The following is a 24,518-nucleotide window of genomic DNA, read 5'->3' as shown; positions in this document are numbered from 1 at the left end:
AACTTAATGTTTAAAAAATTTGTGTGGCTTTTGTGGTTTAAAATGTTCCCAAAGTTTTGTAAATCATTTTTATTAATGAGCCGTTGCTAAAAGTTCCTCCTCCTGTAATTTTTTCAGAAGTCTTTTCTTTTTTCTGCTCGGCATTTTTTCATGCAAATACTGGAAGATCACATACATTACCGGAATAATAAAAATCCCGAAAACTACTCCTGTAAACATTCCTCCCACGGTACTGATCCCGATGGAGTGGTTACCTTTTGCCGCTGCACCCTGAGTCCATACCAATGGAAGCATCCCGATGATAAAGGCAAATGAGGTCATCAAAATTGGTCTCAAACGTAATCTTGAAGCCTGAAGTGCTGATTCAACCAGGGTTTTCCCTGCTTTTCTTCTCTGAACGGCAAATTCCACAATCAAAATCGCGTTCTTCGCCAATAGTCCGACAAGCATGATCAAACCTACCTGAACGTAAATATTGTTATCAATTCCAGCTAATCCCGTGAATGCGAATACCCCGAAAATCCCAGTAGGAACTGTAAGAATTACTGCAAACGGAAGAATATAGCTTTCGTACTGTGCTGCTAACAGGAAGTACACGAATAATATACTTAAAAGGAAGACAAATGCAGTCTGACCACCTGTTTTAATCTCTTCACGCGTAATTCCGGTCCATTCATAGCCAAAACCTCTTGGCAGTGATTTCTGGGCAACTTCTTCCACCGCTTTAATGGCATCTCCGGTACTGTAACCAGGTTTCGGAGTTCCGTTAATGGTAACGGCAGTAAACAGGTTGTTTCTCGTCACGGTTTCAGGTCCGAAAGTTCTTTTTAATGTCACTAAGGTCTTTACAGGAACCATTTCACCGGCATTGTTTTTCACATAAATTCCTTCCAGGGAATTGGCATCCGTACGGTAAGGAACATCAGCCTGAGCCATTACCCTGTAGTATTTCCCGAATCTGTTGAAATCCGAAACGAAGCTACTTCCGTAATAGATCTGCATCGTCTGCATCAGTTCTGTGACGGAAACTCCCAGCTGATTGGCCTTATCGGTATCCACATCAATGGTGTACTGCGGATTTCCGGCGGCATACGTGGTAAATGCAAAAGCAATTTCCGGACGTTTCATCAGTTCCCCGATGAATGCCTGAGTGGTGGTTCCTAATTTTTCGTAAGAGCCATTGGTTTTATCCTGAAGCATGAACTCAAAACCGGAAACGTTACCAAATCCCTGTACAGTAGGGAAGTTGAAGAAGAAAGCATTGGCATCTTTCACCTGGGCAACTTTTCCTGTCAGTGCAGCGGCAATCTGATCGGGATCTTTCATGTCACCACGGTCTTTATAATCTTTAAGTTTAATGAAACCTGCAGAATAAGGGGAGGCATTGGCATTACTGATGAAGTTCATACCATCGGCTACCCAAAGGTGATTCATGGCTTTTTCGCTTTTTACGATCTTATCAATCTGCTCTGTTGCTCTGTTGGTTCTTTCAAGTGAACTTCCTGGAGGCGTATTCACGGCATAGAGAACAAATCCCTGGTCTTCCGTTGGAATAAATCCTGTAGGAGCCTTTTTAATCAGGAAAATGCTGGCTGCAATAATTACGGCTAAACCTCCTACAGCTACCCATTTGTTTTTAATTAAAAATTTAAGGCTGTAGATATATTTTCGGGTCATATTGTTAAAGGCCACATTGAAAGCGTTGAAAAATCTCGCACCAAAACCTTTTTTCTGACCGTGTTCTCCATGTTCTCCCTGAGGATCATTCAGGAACAGAGCACATAAAGCAGGGCTTAATGTCAATGCGTTCACTGCGGAAATCATAATGGCAATTACCAGGGTGAAGGCAAACTGTCTGTAGAAAACTCCCGCAGGACCCTGCATGAAGCCCACCGGAATAAATACCGCACACATCACCAGGGTAATGGATATAATAGCTCCGGAAATTTCACTCATAGAATGGGTGGTTGCCTGCTCTACCGGCATTCCCGTATGCTCCATTTTGGAATGGACGGCTTCCACCACCACAATGGCATCATCCACTACAATACCGATGGCGAGCACCAGGGCAAACAGAGTTAGCATATTGATGCTGAAACCGAATAACTGCAGGAAAAAGAAGGTACCGATAATGGCCACCGGAACCGCAATGGCCGGAATCAATGTAGATCTGAAATCCTGAAGGAAGATATACACCACAATAAATACGAGGATAAATGCAATCACCAAAGTTTCAACAACCTGGTGAATAGAAGCATCCAGGAAGTCTTTGGAGTTGTACATAATGATCGGTTTTACGCCTTTCGGGAGGGTAGTGGAAAACTGATCTACCTGTTTTTCAATCTCAGTCAGGATGTCATTCGCGTTGGAACCTGCGGTCTGCAAGATTGCGAAACCTGCTACAGGTTTTCCGTCAACTCTGTTGGTTGCCGTATAGGTATAGGAACCGAATTCTACTCTGGCCACATCTTTTAATCTCAGGAATGAACCGTCATTATTAGCTTTGATGGCAATATTTTCATAGTCTCCGTTCTGGTTTAATTTACCTTTATACTTTAAAATATATTCGTAGGTTTCCTTACTTCCCTGTCCAAGACGTCCCGGTGCAGCTTCAAGGTTATGGTCTTTGATGGCCGCCATCACTTCCTGTGGAGAGAGGTTATTGGCTGCCAGACGGTCCGGCTTCAGCCATATTCTCATGGAATAGTCCATGGTTCCGAACACCTGTGCCTGTGCAACCCCCGGGATACGCTGTATCTGCGGGATGATGTTTATTTTAAGGTAGTTTTGCAGGAAAAGTTCGTCATACTGTTTAGGATCGTCACTGGATAATCCCATGAACATGATCATACTGTTCTGCACTTTCTGCGTGGAAATTCCGGCCTGAACAACCTCCTGCGGAAGCTGGCTCATAGCTTTGGATACCCGGTTCTGAACGTTTACAGCAGCATTGTCAGGATCTGATCCCTGCTTGAAGAATACGCTAAGGGTCATGGTTCCGTCGTTACTTGAGTTGGAAGTCATGTACGTCATGTTCTCAACCCCGTTTACGGCCTCTTCAATAGGCGTTGCTACTGATCTTGCCACTACTTCCGCGTTCGCTCCCGGATAAAAGGCCGTTACCTGAACACTTGGCGGTGCAATGTCCGGAAACAGCGTAATCGGCAGGTTGAAAACCGAAAGAGCTCCCAGCAATAGCAGTATGATGGAGATGACCGTTGAAAGTACCGGTCTTTCTATAAATTGTTTTAACATAAGAAGTTTATTTTTTTATTTGCTTAAACTTTTATCAATTGATTTTATAAGACTTAAATTTTCTTAGTTTTAAAAATGTGAATCTGGAGTACAGATGAAAACCGGAGATTTTCGAAAACTTATGTGTTCTTAGCTAGTTCATCAGATTTACTTAAAAAAACTAAAGTGTTTAAAAGCTTTTGTGACTTTTGTGGTTACAATTGATAAGTTTAAGCCGTTCTTATACATAGTTCGTATCAGGAATACTTACAAAGGCTTAGCTCTCAGCAGGCTGTCAGATGAAATCGCTTTCGGCTTGATGGAAGCGCCATCTTTTAATGCTCCGATTCCGGTGTATACGATTTTCTCTCCGGGAGTAATCCCTTCTGAAATAAAATAGTAGCTTTCGGTTTTTCCTGAGATTGTCACAGGTTTGCTGGTCACTTTGTTATCCTTTCCTACGATATATACATAGGTTTTATCCTGAATCTCAAACGTTGATTCCTGTGGAATAATCAAGGCGTTGGAAAGCATCTGAGGCATACGCACCCTTCCCGTATTTCCTGTTCTCAAAGCACCCTGTGCATTAGGGAAAACAGCACGGACACTTATGGCTCCAGTGGTTTTATCAAACTGCCCGTCTACAATGCTCATCTTTCCTTTTTCAGGATAAATGCTGTTGTCTGCGATTACCAGGTCTACCATTGGCATATTTTTCAGTTTTTCATCCAGACTTGCCCCGGGATATTTTTTCTGAAACGCGATAAAATCCAGTTCGCTTAAAGAGAAATACGCGTAGATCTCACTGATATCGGATAATAATGTTAATGGATTAACGTCTGTTCTTGAGATAAGACTTCCTTTTTTGTAAGGAATCCTTCCGATATATCCGCTTACCGGTGCTGTAATCGTTGTAAATCCTATGTTGATTCTCGCGTTTCCTACCGAAGCTCTGGCCTGAGAGGCAGCAGCTACAGCGGCGGAATAATTAGCTTTTGCCGTTTTTAGCTGTACATCAGAAACTACTTTTGCAGCTACCAGTGGCTGAAGTCTGTCTACTTCCACTCTTGCCTTTTCAATATTGGCATTGGCAGCCTGCAGATTGGCCTGCGCCATGTTCACCTGTTCGCCATAGCTTCTTGAATCTATTTTAAACAGGGGCTGTCCTGCTCTTACGTAAGCGCCTTCCTCTACATAGATCCTGTCCAGGTATCCGTCTACCTGAGACCTGATCTCTACGTTATTTTTACCTTCCAGTGCGGTAGGGAATTCCTGATATGTTGTCGCTGGAGAGGTGATCACGGTATAAACCGGCAGCTCCGGGGCAGGCGGTGCCGCATTGGAACCTTCTGCTGCTTTGGTGCAGTTCTGCAAAAGGATAATACTTGATATAAGTACGATGAACCTTATTTTTCCAGGTATTTTCATTGTGGGTTTAATTTTTTTAATGAAGTGTTAGATTTAAGTAATAGTGTTCTTTTAAATAAATTCGTTATTTTTCCTAACAGTGTTAATAATCAGTTCAAAAAAAAATTCAGAATTTTTAATACAGAAGTCAGAACGTCATTTTCATAATAGTTGTCTGTTTTTAATGTTGATATGTATATATAATGAGGTGTATTAATTGTGCGTTAATTTATCTAACGGTGTTAAGTAAGTGTCAGGAACTTTCCGGAGAATTATGAATGATCGTTTCCATGGTTATTTTTTAGTTTTTAAATTGAATTTATACTGATATTCAATGTTATTTTTCCTAACGGTGTTAATTTTGAATTCAAAAAAAATTTACAAAGACTTAACGAAAGCAGAAACTGTCTCGTCCAAAGTTGTTTTATTCATTGTAGAAGGTATATCTGCATTTCTCATCATCATAATGGAGATCAGTCCGTGCACCGCTGAAAATAAAGCATGTGACATATGGCAGGCATTCTCCGTATTGTTTCCGTTCTTCTTGATAATGTTGTAGGTACACTCATAAATCAGGTCCTGAAATGAAGAAAATTCTTCTTTCATCTGGCCCTTACCGCTGCACTGCATTCCCAAACCAAACATCAGCTGATAGTATTCTTTATTTTTAAAAGCAAAATTCCAGTAGGCATCTACTATAGCAGTAAGCTGCTCTTCCGGAGTATCAAATTTTCTCTGTGCTTTTAATAATTCTATATGAAGACAGTGGAAACCATTAATGGAAATTTCATACAAAATGGCTTCTTTGTTTTCAAAATAATCATACACCACGGGAGCACTGTACTCAATAGCATCTGCTATTTTACGCATCGAAAGTGAAGCCCAGCCCTCTGTTTTAGCCAAACCAAAGGCAGCCTGCAAAATATTTGCACGGATGGATTCTTTTTCTCGTTGACGGCGTTCATGTAAGCCCATGATTTTTATTTACTAACAGTGTTAGCAAAACTACAAACTTTTTAATATATCTTCCAAATGGTATTTGATATTTAACATTTAACGCAAGTTTATAAATTCCTGAATTGGCTTATATTAAAAGAAATTTTATCTTTGCGTATAAAGAAAATAAAGGATATGAATACGCCCTCAAATATGCTGGCCCTAGGAACCAAAGCTCCGTTTTTTGAGCTTCCGAATCCATCAAAAACCAATGAAATTCAGTCTCTGGACGAGCTGAAAGGAGAAAAAGGAACCCTGGTGATCTTCATGTGCAACCATTGTCCGTTTGTTCTTCATGTGATTGACAAGATCAATGAATTGTATGAAGATTATAATGATAAAGGAATTGAATTTATTGCCATCAATGCCAATGATGTAGAAAAATATCCGGCGGACGCCCCGGAAAAAATGATCGAATTCCAGATTGAAAGAAAATTTGATTTCCCCTATTTATATGATGAAAGCCAGGCCGTAGCTAAGGCTTATGATGCAGCATGCACCCCGGATTTCTATTTCTTTGATGATAAACTGGACCTGATCTACAGAGGACAAATGGATGATTCAAGACCCGGAAACAGTAAGGATGTCACCGGAGAAGACCTGATCATTGCTTTTGAAAACCTTTTGCTGGGAGAATCTCAGGAGGAAATCCAGAGACCGAGTATGGGATGCAATATCAAGTGGAAATAATAAGGTTTAAGGTTTAAGGTTTAAAGTTTAAAGTTTTTGGCCGATACATATATAAGCTGTTCTTTTGGGAGCAGCTTTTTTATTTTGTATCATGGAGTACTTATAGTATTAGCAATGTCATGCTGAGTGTATTTACCATTCTTAAGAGCAATCCGCTTAATCTGCAAAATCTGCGTGAAATTGCTGACTTCGCAGATTATGCAGATTTTTATTCTCAAGCATCCGCGTGATCTGCGGGAAATAAATACCATGATTTTACTATATATGAAATGCTACGTGAACCTCCGTTCGCAGATCTTCTATCTGTGCTCAGCATGACATTTTATAATCATCAGTGGCATAACTCACACACTCACCTTATTATGCGAATAATTTTTAATAAACTCAGAAGGCGTTTTCTCCGTATATTTTTTAAACATCCTGTTAAAATACGTCACATTATTAAAACCACAGCTGTAACTGCATTCCGAAATACTTTTATCCTGTGCCATCAGCAGGCAGGCTTTATTAATTCGGTAACGGTTGACAAATTCCGTAAAAGTAATCTGAGTGGCTTTTTTGAAAAAATTGCAGAAAGCCGGCAACGTAAGATTGGCAAGCTTTGCCACATCTTCTATATTGATTTCTTTATCGTAATGATGTTCTACGTACGTGAAAATATTTTCCAGCCTTGTTTTATTCTTTGAAATAATGGTGTACGGCATAATTTCCTTGTTAAGAAGATCATAATCTTTACATTTCGAAAGCTCAAACAGGATTTCGAGGAGGAGCAGATATCTTTTATAGCCTTCGGATTCCAGCATCAGTTTCAGTTTGGGAAGCATCAGTTTTTTGATCTTATGATGAAAGTGAATCCCATATTTTGAAAGCTCCAACAGGTTTTTTATAGACCGGGCTTCCACTTCCTGCTGGGGAAACTGAAGAATCTCTTCCCTGAACTGAAGTACAATTTCCTCATGTGGATCGGTAGAGTTCAGTCCGAAGCCGGAATGCGGAATATTGGACCCAATTAATACCAGATCACCATTAGTATAATTGCTTTTATGGTAGCCCACATGGCGGGTTCCGTTTCCGGAAATAACGCAGACCAGCTCAATCTCCGGATGATAATGATATTCCCATTTGAACTCGCAGATCGGGGAATTGTTGTGAAGCGTACGAAAAGAGCTTTTCTCACTGGGAATTATTCGTTCAAAACTAACTTTCATCTCATTAATCGTATTTATTCAATAAAAATACTAAATATATTAATATTGTTCAAATATTGATTTATTGTGTTAAATTAATGTTAAGTGAAATGCTTTTATCTTAGCCGACAAGAAATGATCTCCATGAAAAATTTCAACATTAAGGCTGTTTTGTTCTTGAACTATTTTGTTTTCGCGATTCTTTTGAATTCCGTGGGAACAGTGATTTTACAGGTTCAGCAGAACTTCGGCATTTCAAAATCTTCAGCCAGTGTGCTCGAAGGTTTTAAAGACCTTCCGATTGCCATCTGCTCATTTATCCTTGCATCATTTCTGCCCAAAATCGGGATCAAAAATTCCATGCTGATTGCCCTTTTTCTGGTGAGCTGCATGTGTTTTGTGATGCCTTTTGCCGATGATTTCTGGTTTTTCAAATTACTGTTTGCTATTGTAGGAATTTCTTTTGCTTTAATCAAAATCTCGGTTTTTACTTCTATAGGCCTTGTAACCAATACGGATAAAGAACATTCAAGCTTTATGGGATTCCTGGAAGGTTTCTTTATGATCGGGGTTTTGGCGGGAAATGTCCTTTTCAGCTTATTTATTGATGATCACAATCCCAAATCTACCCATTGGATGAATGTATATTGGGTGCTGGGAGCACTTTCTGCCTTATCATTCCTGTTTTTATTCTTTTCAAAACTAAATGAGAGTGAAGCAAAAAGTGAAAAAACGGATTTGTTAGGAGATTTAAGGAACAGCATCAGCTTATTCAGCTATAAGAAAGTACTGTTTTTTCTGCTGTGTGCCTTCCTGTTTGTTCTGGTAGAGCAAAGTTTTCAGACCTGGACACCTACTTTTTATAAAGAAATTCTGAAACTTCCTACCTCAATGAGTATCCAGGCAGGAGCGGTTTTAGCAGGAGCTTTTGCACTGGGAAGATTTTTATCAGGCTTTTTCTCGAAGAAATTCAGCTGGATCTATGTGGTTTCGTTTTGTGTGATAGGCTTTGCAGTAAGCATTCTTCTGGTTCTGCCTTTAACCCATAATATTCAGATCAATAAAGGAACGGGCTGGTTCAATGCCCCGCTGGTAGTCTATTTATTCCCATTGATGGGCGGTTTGCTGGCACCGATTTATCCAAGCATCAATTCTGTGATCCTGGCATCCATTCCAAAATATTTACACAGCGCCATGTCCGGACTTATCGTGGTGTTCTCTGCCATCGGGGGAACCATCGGGTCTATGATTACAGGTTTTGTGTTCCAGGAATTCAGCGGCCAGCAGGCGTTTTATCTTTCATTGATACCGCTTTCACTGCTGATCATTTCCGCTATTTTCATGAATCAGTTAAAAATAAATCCTAAGAAATAATAATGAATAAGCAGCTATACATTAACGAAATCCAGGTTCTTTTTGATGATGTTCAGAGAGCCAGAATCTTTGAAGACCAGAAGATGATGACCGATGCGGTTCCTTTGTTTCCTGTTTCGGAGATCAATGCGAAGTATGAAAAGAAGAAGGGAAATGAAGGATTTGATCTGAAAGATTTTGTCATGACCAATTTTGATTTCCTGGGTGCCAGAGTTTCAATCCGGAGAGAAGAGCAGCTGCCGATACAGCAACACATTGAAAAACTTTGGGATGAACTGACCCGTACGGCGTATGAGGAAAAAGGAACATTGCTGAAGCTTCCGAAGCCATACATTGTTCCCGGAGGCCGTTTTAACGAATTTTTCTACTGGGACAGCTATTTTATTATGTTGGGGCTGCAGGTTTCCGGAAGAACGGAAATGATGGAAAATATTATTGAGAACTGTTCCTATCTGATTCAGAATGTAGGTTTTGTTCCCAATGCAAGCAGAACCCATTTCCTGAGCCGTTCGCAGCCGCCATATTTTTCGCTGATGCTGGACCTGCTTTTTGAAACAACGGGTGATGAAAGCATTTATAGTAAATACCATGATACTTTAGAGAAAGAACATGCTTTCTGGATGAATGGTGAAGAATGGCTGGAAAATGATTCCACCGTGAAAAGAGTGGCAAAAACAAAGAATGGAGATCTTCTGAACCGTTATTACGATGCAGAAAATGCACCGCGCCCTGAAAGCTACCTGATTGATATTGAAGACAGCGAAAACACTGGAGAGGAATTTTACAGAAATATCAGAAGCGCCTGCGAGTCTGGCTGGGATTTTTCCAGCAGATGGTTTGCAGACGGAGAACATATACAGACGATAGAAACACTGAATATTGCAGAAGTAGACCTGAACAGCCTTTTATGGCATTTGGAGCATACTCTGGCAAAATCTTCAGCGCTTCAGAATCTGACAGAAAAAGAAAAATATTTTACTGAAAGAGCAGCAAGACGCAGACAGATGATCAACACCTACTTTTGGGATGAAAACACTGAATGTTTTAAAGATTATCATTTAAAAAAACACAAAAACACACCGTCTGAACATATTGCTGCTCTTTACCCTTTATTTTTAGGACTTGCAGATGCTCAACAGGCAGAATCTGTTGCTAACATTATAGCTGAAAAGTTTCTGTATCAGGGAGGCCTTGTAACCACCACCAAAAACAGCGGCCAGCAATGGGACCTTCCGAATGCCTGGGCACCTTATCAGTGGTTAGGTTTTAAAGCCATGAAAAACTACGGCTACGATGAGCTTGCCGAAAAAATAAAAAATAACTGGTGCGGAAATGTGGAAAGGGTATACAGCAACACCGGAAAATTAATGGAAAAATATAATGCATTAGACACTGAAACCATTGCAGGAGGCGGAGAGTACCCGAATCAGGACGGATTCGGCTGGACAAACGGGGTCTATCTCAAATTAAAACAAAACTAACTCTATAAAAAATCATATGCTATGAAAAAGAGATCGATATTTTTAATGGCCGCCACCGCTACGCTTTATTTTAATAATGCGTATGCCCAGGAAACTCCGCAGGATTCCATCAAAACATCTTCTATAGACCAGATCGTCATCACCGGAAACTCCGGCCCAAAAAAGAAAATAGAATCCAGTACGGCTATTTCCACTTTTACGGCGAAAGAAATTCAGAAACAGAACCCGATCAGTGCGGCTGCACTTTTACAGAGGGTTCCTGGTTTTGCCGTGGAAACTTCTGGAGGTGAGGTTGGGAACAACCTTTTTGCAAGAGGAATTCCTTCTGCAGGTGCTTACGAATTTGTTCAGGTTCAGGAGGACGGTCTTCCTGTTTTTGAGGACGGAGCACTTCAGTTCGCGAATGCAGATAATTTTTTCCGTGTAGATAACTCGGTGAGCCGTCTGGAAGCCCTGAGAGGGGGTTCAGGATCCATTTATGCCAATAATTCTCCCGGAGGTCTGATCAACTTTATCACCAAAGAAGGGGGGAATGATTTTAGAGGAACCGCTAAGCTTGAAACCAGTACCTATGGCCTGATGCGCACCGATGTGAATGTAGGGGGCGCTCTTATTCAGGATAAGCTTTTCTTCAATGTCGGTGGTTTCTACAGATCTGATGACGGAATCAGAAAAACCGGATTTAAAGCAAATAATGGAGGACAGATCAGAATGAATCTTAAGTATGTCTTTGATAAAGGCTATGCTAAAGTATATTATAAAAAGCTGGATGACAGGAATACATTCTACCTTCCGATTCCTTTATTACAGGATGGTAATGATCTGAAAGAATTCCCGGGCTTTGATGCCAATTACGGAACCTACAGCTATCGTGCAATTGGCCAGCTGAGCATTCCGCAGGCAGGCGGCGGTTTTTTCAGAAGAGATCTTGAAAACGGAATCCATCCGAAAGTAGACGTGGTAGGTGCAGAATTTAAATATGATCTTGGAAATAATTTCAGCGTTCTGAACAAAACAAGATATACGAATATCAATATGGAATATACAGGGATGTTCCCTGCTGGTGCTCCTAAACTGGCTTCTGACTATGCAAATGAGCTTGGCATGAGCAATTATCAATATTCATTGGTGAGCAATGGTGCGGTAGTGAATCCTCAATATATACAGAAATTAGGGTTCTGGGCTATTGACAAGCAGATGAATAATTTCGTGAATGATTTGCAGTTCAATTATAAATTCGACCAGGGAAATATAACGGCAGGTTTCTATAAATCCAACTGGAAATCCCATCAATACTGGAACTGGAGTAATATTTTGACAACCGCTACAGACCGGCCACAGCTTTTAAATCTGGTGAATCCCTCCATGGCGCCTTCAGCTACAGGATATTCCCAGACCTACAATGGAGTTAAAGATATGTCTTTCCTGATCAGAGATTCACAGATCCAGGGAAGTCTGAATGATGTGTATTTAAATGTGGATTATAATATCACCGATGCTTTAAGTGTGAATGGAGGGATGCGCTACAGCCGTGATTTCTACAAAGGCTACGGAGTTAACACCACCACTGCCAATCTGAACAATTCAGGACTGACTACTGACGGTACCCACGGTTTTGATACCACTACGGCAGATGATAATATGGCAGTACTGGGGAATAAATACACATACTGGTATTATGATATTAACAAAGTATCCTATACATTGGCTTCCAATTATAAAATCAACAGAAATAATGCGGTGTACGCACGTTTCTCACATGGTTTCAGATCTCCGAATGAAGAGGCCTATTACAATAATATGTCAGATCTGAGCGCCATTAAAGCGGTAGATACCAATCAGCTGGAAGTAGGGTACAAGTATTACTCGCGTACATTTGATATCGGAATCATTCCTTTTTATTCTACACTTAATAACCTTTCGTTCACAGATGTATTCTCAGACGGGACTTCAGAAAATAAATTCGCAAATACCACGAATTTCGGGGTAGAGATTGAAGGGTACACCAGATTGTTCAATAATGTTCTTGAAGTGACCTTTAACGGAACTATCCAGAGCCCGAAATACAAGGACTTTACAGGAAAGAATGCGGACGGAACTACTTTCGATTATGATGGAAACACGGTAAGAAGAATGCCTAAATTCTACTTTAATATTTCTCCTGCCGTAAACATCACCAAGCAATGGAGAGCTTACGTAAGCATGAATTATTATGGAAAACGTTTCCAGAACGAAGGAAATACGGATGATAATATCCTGCCTTCATTCACAGAAATGGGAGCGGGGATGTCTTACCAGTTAGGAAAAATACGTTTCGCCGTAGACGGAACGAATATCTTCAACACCATCGGAATTACCGAAGGAGACCCAAGATCACAGACTACAGCCGGAACAAACATCAGAATGGCAAGACCAATCATGGGTGCGGCTGCAAGAGCTTCTATCACATTAGATTTCTAAACTTATATTTATTTTCTTCATAAAAAAACCGTCAGGAACGTTTCCGGCGGTTTTTGCTTTTTGGGGAAATGAGAGTGGAGAATCAAAATTTTAGATGCCAGATATTAGATGTCAGATAACAGACATCAGATTTCAGACCAGAGTATGATTGTCTAAACTATTTACATTAATTTTAACTAATAACTAATAACTAATAACTAATAACCAGCAACTCTCCAACCTATTTAAAAAACGGATTATACTGCTTCTCAAAGCCAATCTTCGTAGGATTGCCATGACCGGAGAAAACCTGGGTTTCATCGTCCAGGATAAATAATTTGTTGGTAATGCCGCTGATCAGTTGTTCGTGGTTTCCTTTGTAAAGATCAGTTCTTCCGATACTTCCTTCAAACAAAACATCACCGGAGATCATAAATTTCTGGTCTTCATTATGGTAAACAACGCTTCCCGGAGAATGCCCAGGAACGTGGTATATATTAAACTTTTCTCCGTCCAATTCCAGAACTTCACCCTCGTTAACGTATACGATATCTACTTTCACAGGATCAATAGAGAATCCGAATCTCATTCCGCTGGCCTGAAGCATATCCAGGACCTCCTGATCCTCCTGATGAAGATGAACCGGAACTTTAAAGGTATCAAAAGCCCACTGAAGCCCAAGAACATGATCTATATGGGCATGCGTCAAAAGAATCTTCTGAATCTTTAATTCGTTTTCAGAAATAAAGCTTTCTATCGCTTTGGTTTCCTGTTCATTCATATTTCCCGGGTCAATCAGCCAGGCGTTTTTATTTTCGTTGTAAAGGATGTAGGTATTTTCGCTGGCGAAATTGAAGACGAAGCCTTGAATCTGAAGCATAACTGGTATTTTTTTATTTCAAAAATACGATATTATTAAGAAAATCCCGATTTTTCGTTATCTTCGTCATAATGAAAACATTGCGAATACTTTTACTTTCTTTGGGCGGACTGGTATTTGGACAGAATATCCAGAGCATCCAGCTTTTTAATCCGCAGACAAATGACGAAACACCTGTGATCAGGTTTGGTGAACAATTGATTTTAAGCTTTGACGACCTTACCAATTCCAGCGAAATCTATAGGTACACCATTAAACACTACGACAGAAACTGGAATGATGACAACCTGTTTTTTACTGAGATTGCCACAGGAAGTCTGAACGGGCTTTTAGATAAATTCGAGTATTCTTTTAATACCATACAGGCTTATACCCACTATAAACTTACATTCCCCAATGATAAGATGCAGCCGAAGATTTCAGGGAATTTTGAATTGATTGTTTACAAAGATTCGGCAGAAAAGCCTCTTTTCAAAAGACGTTTTTATCTGGTAGAAGATGCAGCCACTGTTGCTTTAAACATCTCAAGGATCGCAGATGCCAAAAACCCGAATGTCAATCAGCGGGTAGAAGTAAAAGCAGCTTCCAAAGCCGGAGACCTTTCTTCCAATGTGAATTCTATGACACTGAATGTCATGCAGAATAATAACCCGAATGTAGTAATCAGCAATCAAAAACCGAGCGCTACTCTGGGTAATCAGCTTCTTTTCCAGCAAATGAATTTAACATTCCCGGGAAATAACGAATTCTACTATTTTGATAATAAAAATATGAATATGGCCGCCGATATGGTGAGTGCTACAGAACTAAAGGACGGGGTCAACCAAACGTACCTTCACCCGGTATGGGCTTTTCCTCTGAATTACCAGTATCAGCCGGACGTGAACGGAGCATGGTATTACAGAAGGAATGATTTGGGGCTGGAAAGAAATGCAGAGCGGGAAGCAGATTATTCGTGGGTTTATTTTTCATTGGAATCTGATCCTGTGGATAAAGAAATTTATGTATTGGGAGGCTTCAATGATTTTAAACCGGGCAAAGAAAACCAGATGCAGTACGATGCAGCCAATAAAAAGTATGTAGCCAAAATATTCCTGAAGCAAGGTTTTTATAACTATATTCTTGCCACGAAAGAAAGCAACGGATCCTTAAATTTCGGAGAGGTGAACGGTAATTTCTGGCAGACGGAAAACCTGTACCAGGCATTTTTATACTATGCGCCTTTCGGACGAAATTATGACGGACTGATGGGATATGGGGAGTTCAGAACGCCTATTGGGAAATAGTTCAGACATAAGATCTTTTTATAGTACAGCCTTCATTTTTAGGAGGGCTTTTTTTATGATAAATCTCTCGCAGATTAAGCAGATATTGCAGATTTTAAAACTTGGTACGTGTTTTTTGAAACATTAAGAATTAGTTAAGGAGATAAGAATAGTTAAGGAAAAACCTTTGATTTTTTTTAAGCTTAAGTGCACTTTACTCACGGATCATTTAACTTAAAATTTTAAAGTGTCAAAAAAACTTTTGCGCCTTTTGTGATTAAAATTTCCTACAGATTGCACGGATTTTCACAGATGTTTGTGCTGTTTTTGGTTGAATTATTAATATAAAAATCTTTGATTTTTTCTAAACTTATGTGAACTTCTACGTACTCCCATATTAAACTTCAAATGACTAAAGTGTCAGAAAACTTTTGTGGCTTTTGTGATTAAAAATTTCCCACAGATTGCATGGATTTTCACAGATGTTTGTGGTCATTTGTGAAATCATTCGTGTTATTTGTGTTTAGTATGATAAAAAAAGGAACTGTATTGTACAGCTCCTTATATATTTTAAACCAGATAAAAATCATTCAGTTTTTCTTCGCAGAGGGTCTTTACTACCTCAATCCACCGGTCTTCATCATTCAGACATGGGATGTAATGGAAATTTTCTCCGCCGCCCTGCTGAAACTGTTCTTTTCCTTCCACAGATATTTCTTCCAGGGTTTCAAGACAGTCGGAAACGAAAGCCGGACATACAATCGCCAGGTTTTTTATTCCTTTTTTAGGAATGGTTTCCAACGTTTCATCAGTATAAGGCTCAATCCATTTATCTTTTCCTAATCTTGACTGGAAAGAGACGATGGTTTTTTCTTTAGGAAGTCCCATTTTAGCGATGACAGCTTCTGTGGTTTTATAACACTGATGTCTGTAGCAGTATGCATTGTGACTATCAACCTGGCTGTTGATACAGTTGGCATCATCAATTTTGCATGTGTCTGACGGATCCGTTTTATAAATATGTCTTTCCGGAACTCCGTGATAGGAGAACTGTAAGGCATCAAAATTTTCAGGAAGTTTTTCCTTAATACTTTCTGCCAGGCAGTTGATGTAAATATCCCGGTTGTAAAAAGGCTGGATATAATTGATTTTTACGGCCGGGAATTTCTTTTTTCTTACTTCCTCAGCTTTTTCAATCACCGTTTCCGTAGTACTCATCGCATACTGCGGGTATAATGGAAAAAGAACGATCTCCGAAACGCCCTGATCCACTAGTTTTTGAATTCCGGTCTCAATGCTTGGTTCTGCGTATCTCATCCCGATTTCCACGGGAACATCCACTATTTTCTGTAATTTCTTCTGAATCTTTTCAGTGATTACAATCAGCGGTGAGCCCTGATCCGTCCATACGGTTTTATAAGCTTCTGCAGATTTTGCCGGTCTTGTATTTAAAATAATTCCGCGGACAAGAAGTGCACGGAAAATCCAGCGGTAATCAATAACTCTTTCATCCATCAGGAACTCATCAAGATATTCCTTTACATCTTTTACCGCCGTTGATCTTGGCGATCCCAGGTTGACTAATAAAATTCCTTTTTTTGAGCTTAGGGATTCTTTCTGCAAAACTTTATTTTTTAATTATAATAATTTCAATTGACAGGGTGTGATTCAGGATTGGAGAACCAGGAATTTAGATATCAGATAACAGACATCAGATTTCAGACCAGAGTTACGATAGAATAAAGTTATATTAATTTTAATAACTAATAACTAATAACTAATAACTAATAACTAATAACTAATAACTAATAACTAATAACTAATAACTAATAACTAATAACTAATAACTAATAACTAATAACTAATAACTAATAACTAATAACTAATAACTCTAATAAAACTCTCCAACCCAAAAACTCCTATCCGTTCACCGCTTCCACTCTCTCCACCAGGTCCGGAACGAACTGTTTTAAAATATTTTCAATTCCGTTTTTCAAAGTAGCTGTAGAGCTTGGACATCCTGAGCACGCTCCCTGTAAAAGCATTTTAGCGGTTTTATGTTCCTGGTCGTATTCCATCAATGAAATTTTTCCACCGTCGTTTTCCACTGCAGGGGCTACATATTCGTTCAAGATATCAGAAATTTTCTGTTCGTCGTCGGTATATTCTCTGTTGATAATTTTCTCAACAGGGTTTTCATGTTTCTGAGCTTCAATAGTTGAAATTTCTCCTCCGTTCTGAAGGTATTCCGCAATAAAACCGCGTACCGCCATCATCACCTGATGCCATTCTACAGATTCATCTCTGGTTACGGCCACAAAATTGTCAGAAATAAAGATTTCTTTAGCGAATTCAAATTCCTTAAAAATAGCCTCTGCTAAAGGAACGCCGGCTGCGGTTTCTCTTGATTTTACTTCCACAAAACCTTCAATCAGCATTTTATTGGAAACAAACTTCATCGCATTTGGATTAGGCGTCATTTCCGCATAGATCTGATACATTTCCTTCTTTTTCTGAAGGTAAATTCTCGGGTTGGCCAGCAATTCATCTTCAATTACATTTTTCAGGCTTTCTGCTACATGTTCCCATTCTACAGTGTCCTGTTTTGCTACTGCTACAAAATTAGCCGTAACAAAAATTCTTTCCACAAAAGGATAGTTGAAAAGTTCCTGAGCTAAAGGAATTTCTGAAATATCTGAACTTCTGTCCAACTCTAAAGAGCCCGGGATCAGGTTATAATCCGCGACAAATTTCATCACTTTCGGGTTTTCAGTTGGTTCTATAAGTATCGTACGCATTTTTTCGTTAAATTTGAGATACAAAAATACGCAATTAGAAATTAGAAGTTGAAGATTAGAAATTAGATTTTTGCTATCACCGTCATTTAGAAATAGAAATTTGAGGTTAGATGTGAGATTGCAGATATCAGATATCAGACTTTAATGGTATTATTTTTTCAAATAAGCTTATTTTTATTCAAATAAAATATCAGAAGTTATAGAAAGCCGGCAGAATCTGCATGTTCAAATTAACTTATTTTCAAATTTTCAAATTAAAGCTATGGCAATTGTAAAAGAACTTTTAGGGAAAACACCTCAGATAGGGGAAGGTACATTTTTGGCAGAAACGGCCACCGTTATCGGTGACGTTACCATGGGAGTCAACTGCAGCATCTGGTATAATGCAGTGATCCGGGGTGATGTGCACTACATCAGAATGGGCGATAAAGTAAATGTTCAGGACAATGCTATGCTGCACTGTACCTATCAGAAACACCCTTTAAATATAGGAAACAATGTTTCTATCGGACACAATGCAATCGTTCACGGCTGTACCATCAAAGATAATGTTCTGATCGGGATGGGCGCTATCGTAATGGATGATTGCCTTGTAGAAGAAAATTCTATTGTGGGCGCAGGTTCCGTAGTAACACAGGGAACCCACATCAAGTCCGGAGAAGTATGGGGCGGGGTTCCTGCCAGGAAAATAAAAGATATTTCAGCCCAGCTGCTGGAAGGTGAAGTCAACAGGATCGCAGATAATTATGTGAAATATTCTTCATGGTATAAGGAGAACCTGGAGGTAGGTAGCTAGTTTGAGTGGGAGAGTTTTAGAGTTATGAAGTATGAGTTATAAGTTTAGAGTTATTAAAATTTAACACAACTTTTACTTTATCATACGCTTGTCTGAAATCTAATGTCTCATATCTGGCATCAAAAATAATCATTAATACATTTTACTTTTTACATCTTACATAATACAATAAAGCTCCATCATAACCGATAGAGCTTTTTTCAATCCTTAGTATCAACTCCTGAGTTGAGTTTTGTGTTGGATATATAACCTTTGCTTTGATTTTTTCTTTTATTGTTCTGCTGTGATCAGCTGGACCTTTCCATTGATGCATTTAACGGAGGTAGGCGGCATAATCATCATACAGTCTGATACAATATTATATTTTTCATTGAAAGCCTTTACTTTCTGAGTATATTCTTCGATTCTCGGTAGCAGGGTAGTTTCCATTTTTTTAGGAAATGCGATGTATTGCTGAGGTCCTCCACAGGCTTTCGCACCCATAGGGGCAAATGTCCATTCTGATGCATTGGCGCATTTTTCCCTGGATGATTCAGATTCAATGGCCGCCTTTAATTTATCCAGCTGAGCCTGCTCATATTTCTGGCTATCTTCATCTGCGGGTCTTTCTGCAATATCTTTAGGAAGATTCGTATCCATATTTTTGGATGAAGTACATGAAATAAAGGTAAATGTAGTAGATAATACCAGTAATGGAATGTGGATTAGGAATTTTTTCATTTATAAATTTCTTTTCTGTTAAAGAATTTTCAAAAGTTATGCCAAGGTAAGAAATTCAAATTCATTTCCGTAATTTTGGAGCACGATGAACAATCATTTTTTTGACTTAATAGAGCATACCAACAGAAGCGTTTTTCTTACGGGGAAAGCCGGAACCGGAAAAACAACTTTCCTTAATGAATTTGTAAAGAAAACAAGGAAAAAGTATATTGTAGTGGCACCTACGGGAATTGCTGCAATCAATGCCGGTGGAGTAACCATTCATTCCATGTTTGGGCTGCCTTTAAGAACTTTTTTACCGACTACAGACCGTATTGACGGAAGTTTGGCGAATAATATTGCTGATCTGATGCCGCATTTCAAATACAGAAAAGATAAACTGAAACTTTTACGCGAAGTGGAGGTCCTTATTATTGATGAGGTTTCTATGTTGAGAGCTGATGTCCTTGATATGATGGATTTTTCGCTGAGATTTATCAGACGGAATAACCAGCGGTTTGGCGGGGTTCAGATGTTGTTTATCGGGGATCTGTACCAGCTTCCGCCGGTGGTCCGGGATGAGCATATTTTAAAGATCTGCTATCAGTCGCCCTTCTTTTTCGACAGTCTGGCGGTGAAAGATATTCCGCTGCTGACCATTGAACTGACCAAAGTGTACAGGCAGTCCGATGAAAAGTTCCTGGAAATCCTGAATGCTATCCGTGACGGTGATGTGGCCAATATCAATTTTGAAGACCTGAATGAACGATATGATCCTGATTTCAAAGCAGGAACAGATTCTTACGTTTATCTGTGTTCACACAATAAAATGGCGGATGAAATCAATCAGGAAAAGCTGGAGGAAATCAATCTGACCGTTAAAACTTATGAGGCTAAGCTCTTCGGGGATTTCAAGGAAAACCAGTTCCCGAATGAACAGTTTTTAGAATTAAAGGTGGGTGCACAGGTCATGTTCATCAGAAATGATATTACCGGAGAAAAAAAATATTTCAATGGGAAATTGGGGGAAATTTCTTCTTTGGACGATAATGAAATAAAAGTGGTCCTTGAAGGCAGTGAAAGGGAAATTACCGTTAAACGGGAAGTCTGGGAACAGAAAAAATATTTCCTGGACACTGAAAAAAATATCAAAGAAGAAGTTCTGGGAAGTTTTGAGCAGTTCCCGATAAAACTGGCTTGGGCGGTTACTATTCACAAAAGCCAGGGGCTGACGTTTGATAAAGTGATCATAGATGCGGGAAAAAGCTTTACAGCCGGCCAGGTGTATGTGGCGCTGTCCAGATGCCGTACGCTGGAAGGGATTGTTTTAAAATCTAAAATCACCCCTGAAGTTATTTTTAAAGACAACAGAATCCTGCAATTCCAGGGGAATACCTTTGCAAATGATAACGTAGAAGCCATCCTGAACCGTGAAAAATATGACTACAGCATCAGGAAAGTGCTTCGTACCGTGAATTGTCTGTGGTTTCTGAATGAAGTGGAAGAATGGAATAAACTGTCCATCACCACAAAAAATATTGACCACGTAAAAACCAATCAGCTTTATCTTCAACTGAAACATGAAGTCGTTAATCTAGGAAAGATCTTCGAAAAACTGGAACGGGTCATTTCCCAGAAGGTCAATAATTTTATTGAGAATAAAGAAGAATGGTCAGAAATTGAAAGCAAAACCAAAGGAGCGGTTAATTTTTTCTTTACAGAGATCCGGGATAAAGTTTTTAATCCGCTGAAAGAATTCTATGCTGAAATTAAGGGGGCAAAAGGTCTGAAGCAGTACAATGAAGAATTCAGGAACTGGCTGGAAGACACTGAGGAATACCTGAACAGCCTGAAGGAAGCCCATCTGCTGGAAACGAAACTTTTAGATGAAAAAAACGATAAGGAAATCAGTCTGAAAATTGCAAAAGTGCCTTCCCAGGTATTGACATTCCAACTGTTTGAACAGGGCAAGACCATCGGGGAAATTGCTCTGGAAAGAGGTCTGGTAAAAGAAACGGTGATCGGGCATCTGGCAAAATTTGCAGAGCAGGGATTACTGGATATTTCAAGAGTAATTACTTCGGATAAGATCAAAACATTTGAAACAGAATTTTACAAAAGTCCTCATGAAACCTTAACGGAATGGAAGAATGCGCTGCCTAATGATTTTGAATTTAATGAAATCAGAATTTTGATTAATCACTATAATTTTAAGAAAGAGAAATCAAATAAATAGTGAACTTAATCATGGTTTTTAGACTATTTATTTTAATATTTTAGTAGTTCAAAATCGTATAATGTGATATAATCGATTTTATGTGCCCAAATTTCATTTGAACTAGCATTTGGAAATGCTCCATTTATTGAAGTGTTTTCAAACTCATCCTTAAAATAGTATTTAATGTTCGCTTTATAGTCCAATGGAGTTTTTAAATTATTTCTTAGGTGAAGTAAAGTCTTCCAATCTTTATCTTCTTTTCCATCGTTATAATAGGCTCCCATAAAAAAGATTTCAACGGTATTATCTTTAGGATTTTCGGAGAAGAGCTTTTTAGATTTTTCTAATGAATAATATTCTTCATATGGTTCAATATTCAATACACGATATTGATATTTACCCTCTTTGAGTTCTTTAAGTTCAAGAGTTACCTTTGAACCAATTGAAAATGTGAAAACGCCATAGTCAGTTGGAAATTTGGTTGGAATGTTTATTTTTTGAGAAATTAGTTTACTTCCAAAAATTAAAATGGTGAAAATTAATAATAGTTTTTTCATAGATCAATTATGTTAAAATAGTCTAAAAAGCAACTTTTCAAATATATACAATTTCTCATACACAAAAGATGACGATGGAAATACAATTTTCAATAGTTTTTCCCTGAACTATCCAATCCATTCTTTCAATTACAAAAAGTAACTAATGCAATTTTATTGGTTTAAATTTGTATGGTTTTAAACCTAAAATTTAAAATATGAAATTACCTGCTGTGATTCCATATTTCCTTTAAAAATAAATATCTGATATGAAAAATTTTGAAATATCGGTGCTGGATCTTGCGCCCGTAAAGCAGGAAAAAAGCATTCACGATACGTTTCAGGACAGTTTATCTTTAGCAAACCATACTGAACATTTAAACTATAAAAGATTCTGGCTGGCTGAGCACCACAACATGGCGAGCATTGCCAGCTCAGCAACATCCGTTCTTATCGGTTTTATTGCCAACGGAACCAAAACCATACGCGTAGGATCGGGTGGCATCATGCTTCCAAATCACAGCTCGCTTGTTATCGCAGAGCAGTTCGGAACCCTGGAATCCCTTTTCCCGGGAAGGATTGATCTTGGTCTGGGGAGAGCACCGGGAACTGACGGCCTTACCGCTCAGGCTTTGGGCCGGAATCCTTCCATCATCAATAAGCAGTTTCCAAGACAAATCCTGGAATTACAGACCTATTTTTCAAAAGATAATGCAGATGCCTTGGTTCGCGCTATTCCGGGAGAAGGACTCGATATTCCACTTTACATTCTCGGATCCAGTACGGATAGTGCATGGCTGGCTGCAGAGCTGGGACTTCCTTATGCTTTTGCCGGACACTTTGCTCCTGAGCAGATGGAAATGGCTTTTAAGATTTACAGGGAACATTTTCAGCCTTCAGAACAGCTGCATCAGCCTTACATCATAGCCTGTATCAATGGGGTAGCAGCTGAAACTTCCGAAGAAGCGCATCAGATTTCCACCACTTTATTCCAGGCATTCCTCAATATCATAAGAAACGACAGAAAGCCTTTCGCTCCGCCAGTTGAGGATATGGATGATATCTGGTCGCCGATGGAAAAATCTATGGTGTTGCAGAAACTAAAATATACATTGATCGGAAATCAGACAGAAATTGAAGAAAAGATGAAAGATTTTCAGGAAAAATTCAATGTGGATGAATTAATGATCAACTCGCATATCTACGATCATCAGAAAAGACTGAGATCTTATGAAATTTTCAGAGAGGCCGCAACGTCTTTATCCAAAGCCTGATAAACCATTCATATTAATTGGCAGATGCCTATTTTTATAAGTATCTTTGCACAAATAAAAAGTAAACATGTCTGATATTAAATTGAATACTATTCCAGAGGCTATTGAAGACCTTAGAAATGGTAAAATAATCATAGTAGTAGATGATGAAGACAGAGAAAACGAAGGTGATTTTCTTTGTGCTGCGGAGCTGACAACACCGGAAATTATCAATTTTATGGCATTCCACGGAAGAGGGCTGATCTGTATGCCGCTTCCTGAAAAAAGATGCGACGAGTTGGGTCTTGAAGTAATGGTAAGCAGAAGCAGCGATCCTAAGGAAACCGCTTTTACCGTATCTGTAGACCTTCTTGGAAACGGAACTTCTACAGGGATTTCTGCAGGAGACAGAGCCAAAACAATTTTAGCTTTAATGGATGAAAAGTCCAAACCTACAGATTTCATGAGACCGGGGCACATTTTCCCGCTTCGTGCAAGAAAGGGAGGGGTTTTAAAAAGAGCTGGCCATACAGAAGCTGCGATTGACCTTACGTGTCTTGCCGGATTAAAAGAAGGAGGCGTAATCTGTGAGATTATGAATGACGATGGTACCATGGCACGTCTGCCGGATCTTCAGGTTTTTGCCCAAAAGCACGATATGAAAATTGTTTCCATCGAAGATCTGATTCATTATCAGTTGAAAAAAGGAAACCTTATTGAAAGACTAGAAGAAAGAAAAGTAAAAACAGCCTACGGCGAGTTTGATTTCTTTGCATTCAGAGAAACTTCCAATGACCAGATTCATTTTGCTTTGACAAAAGGTTCATGGACCGTTGATGAGCCTGTTTTGGTGAGAGTTCAGTCTTCAGATTCTTATTTTGATGTATTGACCAGACTGAATAATGGTGAAAAACCATTACTTGAAAAAGTAACCAATATGATCAACGAAGCCGGAAAAGGAGCCGTAATTTTCATCAATAATGTTTCAAACTCTGAAAATACACTGAGAAAATTACAACAGTTTATCAACTATCAGGACGGGCAGGAGCAGCATCCTACATTGGCGTACAACTATCGTGACTACGGTATCGGAACTCAGATCCTGAAAAACCTTGGAATCAATAAATTCAAAGTCATTACACAAAACCCTGGTATCAAGCCACAGGTGGGAGGATATGATGTAGAGGTGACGGAATTGGTTCAACTGTAAAAAGTGAATGGACAATTGTCAATAATGAATTGTTAATTGTCAATTTTATCAAAAT

The 24,518-nt window shown here is 39.1% G+C and carries 18 protein-coding genes; 9 read left to right on the top strand and 9 right to left on the bottom strand.

The features are described from left to right. Nucleotides 1–72: 72 nt before the first annotated feature. The 3 genes from B7E04_RS21265 to B7E04_RS21255 form a co-directional block, all read right to left on the bottom strand. Nucleotides 73–3,255: an efflux RND transporter permease subunit gene (locus B7E04_RS21265; protein WP_080780513.1), complete on the bottom strand. Its 3,183-nt coding sequence runs from the start codon at nucleotides 3,253–3,255 to the stop codon at nucleotides 73–75. Between the two features lie 246 nt (nucleotides 3,256–3,501). Continuing rightward, a complete protein-coding gene (locus B7E04_RS21260; protein ID WP_080780512.1) occupies nucleotides 3,502–4,662 on the bottom strand; it encodes an efflux RND transporter periplasmic adaptor subunit in 1,161 nt (386 codons plus the stop codon). A gap of 357 nt (nucleotides 4,663–5,019) precedes the next feature. Next, nucleotides 5,020–5,616 (bottom strand): TetR/AcrR family transcriptional regulator, encoded by a 597-nt coding sequence (locus B7E04_RS21255; protein ID WP_080780511.1) that lies wholly within the window; start codon nucleotides 5,614–5,616, stop codon nucleotides 5,020–5,022. Nucleotides 5,617–5,772: 156 nt separating this feature from the next. Between B7E04_RS21255 and B7E04_RS21250 the strand changes: the two genes are divergently transcribed. Beyond that, the gene (locus B7E04_RS21250; protein WP_080780510.1) at nucleotides 5,773–6,327 is read left to right on the top strand and encodes a thioredoxin family protein; all 555 of its coding nucleotides are present in this window, start codon (nucleotides 5,773–5,775) and stop codon (nucleotides 6,325–6,327) included. Between the two features lie 344 nt (nucleotides 6,328–6,671). Here the strand turns inward: B7E04_RS21250 and B7E04_RS21245 are convergent, their stop codons facing one another. Continuing rightward, entirely contained in the window at nucleotides 6,672–7,535 is an 864-nt protein-coding gene (locus B7E04_RS21245) for an AraC family transcriptional regulator (RefSeq protein WP_062649765.1), read from the bottom strand. A gap of 123 nt (nucleotides 7,536–7,658) precedes the next feature. On the opposite strand from B7E04_RS21245, the gene B7E04_RS21240 reads away from it, so the two are divergent. The 3 genes from B7E04_RS21240 to B7E04_RS21230 are packed head-to-tail and all read left to right on the top strand — an operon-like array spanning nucleotide 7,659 to nucleotide 12,829. Further along, the gene (locus B7E04_RS21240; RefSeq protein WP_080780766.1) at nucleotides 7,659–8,888 is read left to right on the top strand and encodes an MFS transporter; all 1,230 of its coding nucleotides are present in this window, start codon (nucleotides 7,659–7,661) and stop codon (nucleotides 8,886–8,888) included. 2 nt (nucleotides 8,889–8,890) lie between these two features. Further along, entirely contained in the window at nucleotides 8,891–10,369 is a 1,479-nt protein-coding gene (locus tag B7E04_RS21235; protein WP_080780509.1) for a trehalase family glycosidase, read from the top strand. Nucleotides 10,370–10,390: 21 nt separating this feature from the next. Further along, entirely contained in the window at nucleotides 10,391–12,829 is a 2,439-nt protein-coding gene (locus tag B7E04_RS21230) for a TonB-dependent receptor (RefSeq protein WP_080780508.1), read from the top strand. Between the two features lie 220 nt (nucleotides 12,830–13,049). Here the strand turns inward: B7E04_RS21230 and B7E04_RS21225 are convergent, their stop codons facing one another. After that, complete coding sequence (locus tag B7E04_RS21225) at nucleotides 13,050–13,688, bottom strand: MBL fold metallo-hydrolase (protein WP_080780507.1); 639 nt, start codon at nucleotides 13,686–13,688, stop codon at nucleotides 13,050–13,052. A 71-nt stretch (nucleotides 13,689–13,759) separates the two neighbouring features. On the opposite strand from B7E04_RS21225, the gene B7E04_RS21220 reads away from it, so the two are divergent. Then, nucleotides 13,760–14,974 (top strand): type IX secretion system plug protein, encoded by a 1,215-nt coding sequence (locus tag B7E04_RS21220; protein ID WP_080780506.1) that lies wholly within the window; start codon nucleotides 13,760–13,762, stop codon nucleotides 14,972–14,974. A gap of 549 nt (nucleotides 14,975–15,523) precedes the next feature. Here the strand turns inward: B7E04_RS21220 and hemH are convergent. Together hemH and B7E04_RS21210 are read right to left on the bottom strand one after the other, a co-directional pair. Beyond that, nucleotides 15,524–16,576, bottom strand: a complete 1,053-nt coding sequence (gene hemH, locus B7E04_RS21215) for a ferrochelatase (protein ID WP_080780505.1) — start codon at nucleotides 16,574–16,576, stop codon at nucleotides 15,524–15,526. A gap of 296 nt (nucleotides 16,577–16,872) precedes the next feature. Beyond that, complete coding sequence (locus B7E04_RS21210) at nucleotides 16,873–17,751, bottom strand: NifU family protein (RefSeq protein WP_080780504.1); 879 nt, start codon at nucleotides 17,749–17,751, stop codon at nucleotides 16,873–16,875. A 262-nt stretch (nucleotides 17,752–18,013) separates the two neighbouring features. Between B7E04_RS21210 and B7E04_RS21205 the strand changes: the two genes are divergently transcribed. Then, the gene (locus B7E04_RS21205; RefSeq protein ID WP_080780503.1) at nucleotides 18,014–18,547 is read left to right on the top strand and encodes a gamma carbonic anhydrase family protein; all 534 of its coding nucleotides are present in this window, start codon (nucleotides 18,014–18,016) and stop codon (nucleotides 18,545–18,547) included. A 270-nt stretch (nucleotides 18,548–18,817) separates the two neighbouring features. Here the strand turns inward: B7E04_RS21205 and B7E04_RS21200 are convergent, their stop codons facing one another. Continuing rightward, complete coding sequence (locus B7E04_RS21200) at nucleotides 18,818–19,267, bottom strand: hypothetical protein (RefSeq protein WP_080780502.1); 450 nt, start codon at nucleotides 19,265–19,267, stop codon at nucleotides 18,818–18,820. An 85-nt stretch (nucleotides 19,268–19,352) separates the two neighbouring features. Here B7E04_RS21200 and B7E04_RS21195 point away from each other — a divergent pair, with 85 nt between their 5' ends. Continuing rightward, a complete protein-coding gene (locus B7E04_RS21195; protein WP_080780501.1) occupies nucleotides 19,353–21,482 on the top strand; it encodes a helix-turn-helix domain-containing protein in 2,130 nt (709 codons plus the stop codon). A gap of 32 nt (nucleotides 21,483–21,514) precedes the next feature. Here the strand turns inward: B7E04_RS21195 and B7E04_RS21190 are convergent, their stop codons facing one another. Continuing rightward, the gene (locus B7E04_RS21190; protein WP_080780500.1) at nucleotides 21,515–22,021 is read right to left on the bottom strand and encodes a hypothetical protein; all 507 of its coding nucleotides are present in this window, start codon (nucleotides 22,019–22,021) and stop codon (nucleotides 21,515–21,517) included. A gap of 248 nt (nucleotides 22,022–22,269) precedes the next feature. Here B7E04_RS21190 and B7E04_RS21185 point away from each other — a divergent pair, with 248 nt between their 5' ends. After that, a complete protein-coding gene (locus B7E04_RS21185) occupies nucleotides 22,270–23,274 on the top strand; it encodes an LLM class flavin-dependent oxidoreductase (RefSeq protein WP_080780499.1) in 1,005 nt (334 codons plus the stop codon). 67 nt (nucleotides 23,275–23,341) lie between these two features. After that, nucleotides 23,342–24,463 carry a 3,4-dihydroxy-2-butanone-4-phosphate synthase gene (gene ribB, locus B7E04_RS21180; protein WP_080780498.1) on the top strand — a complete coding sequence of 374 codons (1,122 nt, stop codon included), beginning with the start codon at nucleotides 23,342–23,344 and terminating at the stop codon, nucleotides 24,461–24,463. Nucleotides 24,464–24,518 lie beyond the last annotated feature (55 nt).

This window comes from Chryseobacterium phocaeense (assembly GCF_900169075.1).
In the GTDB taxonomy this organism is placed as follows: Bacteria; Bacteroidota; Bacteroidia; order Flavobacteriales; family Weeksellaceae; genus Chryseobacterium; species Chryseobacterium phocaeense.
This window is presented reverse-complemented; position numbering and strand designations above follow the sequence as displayed.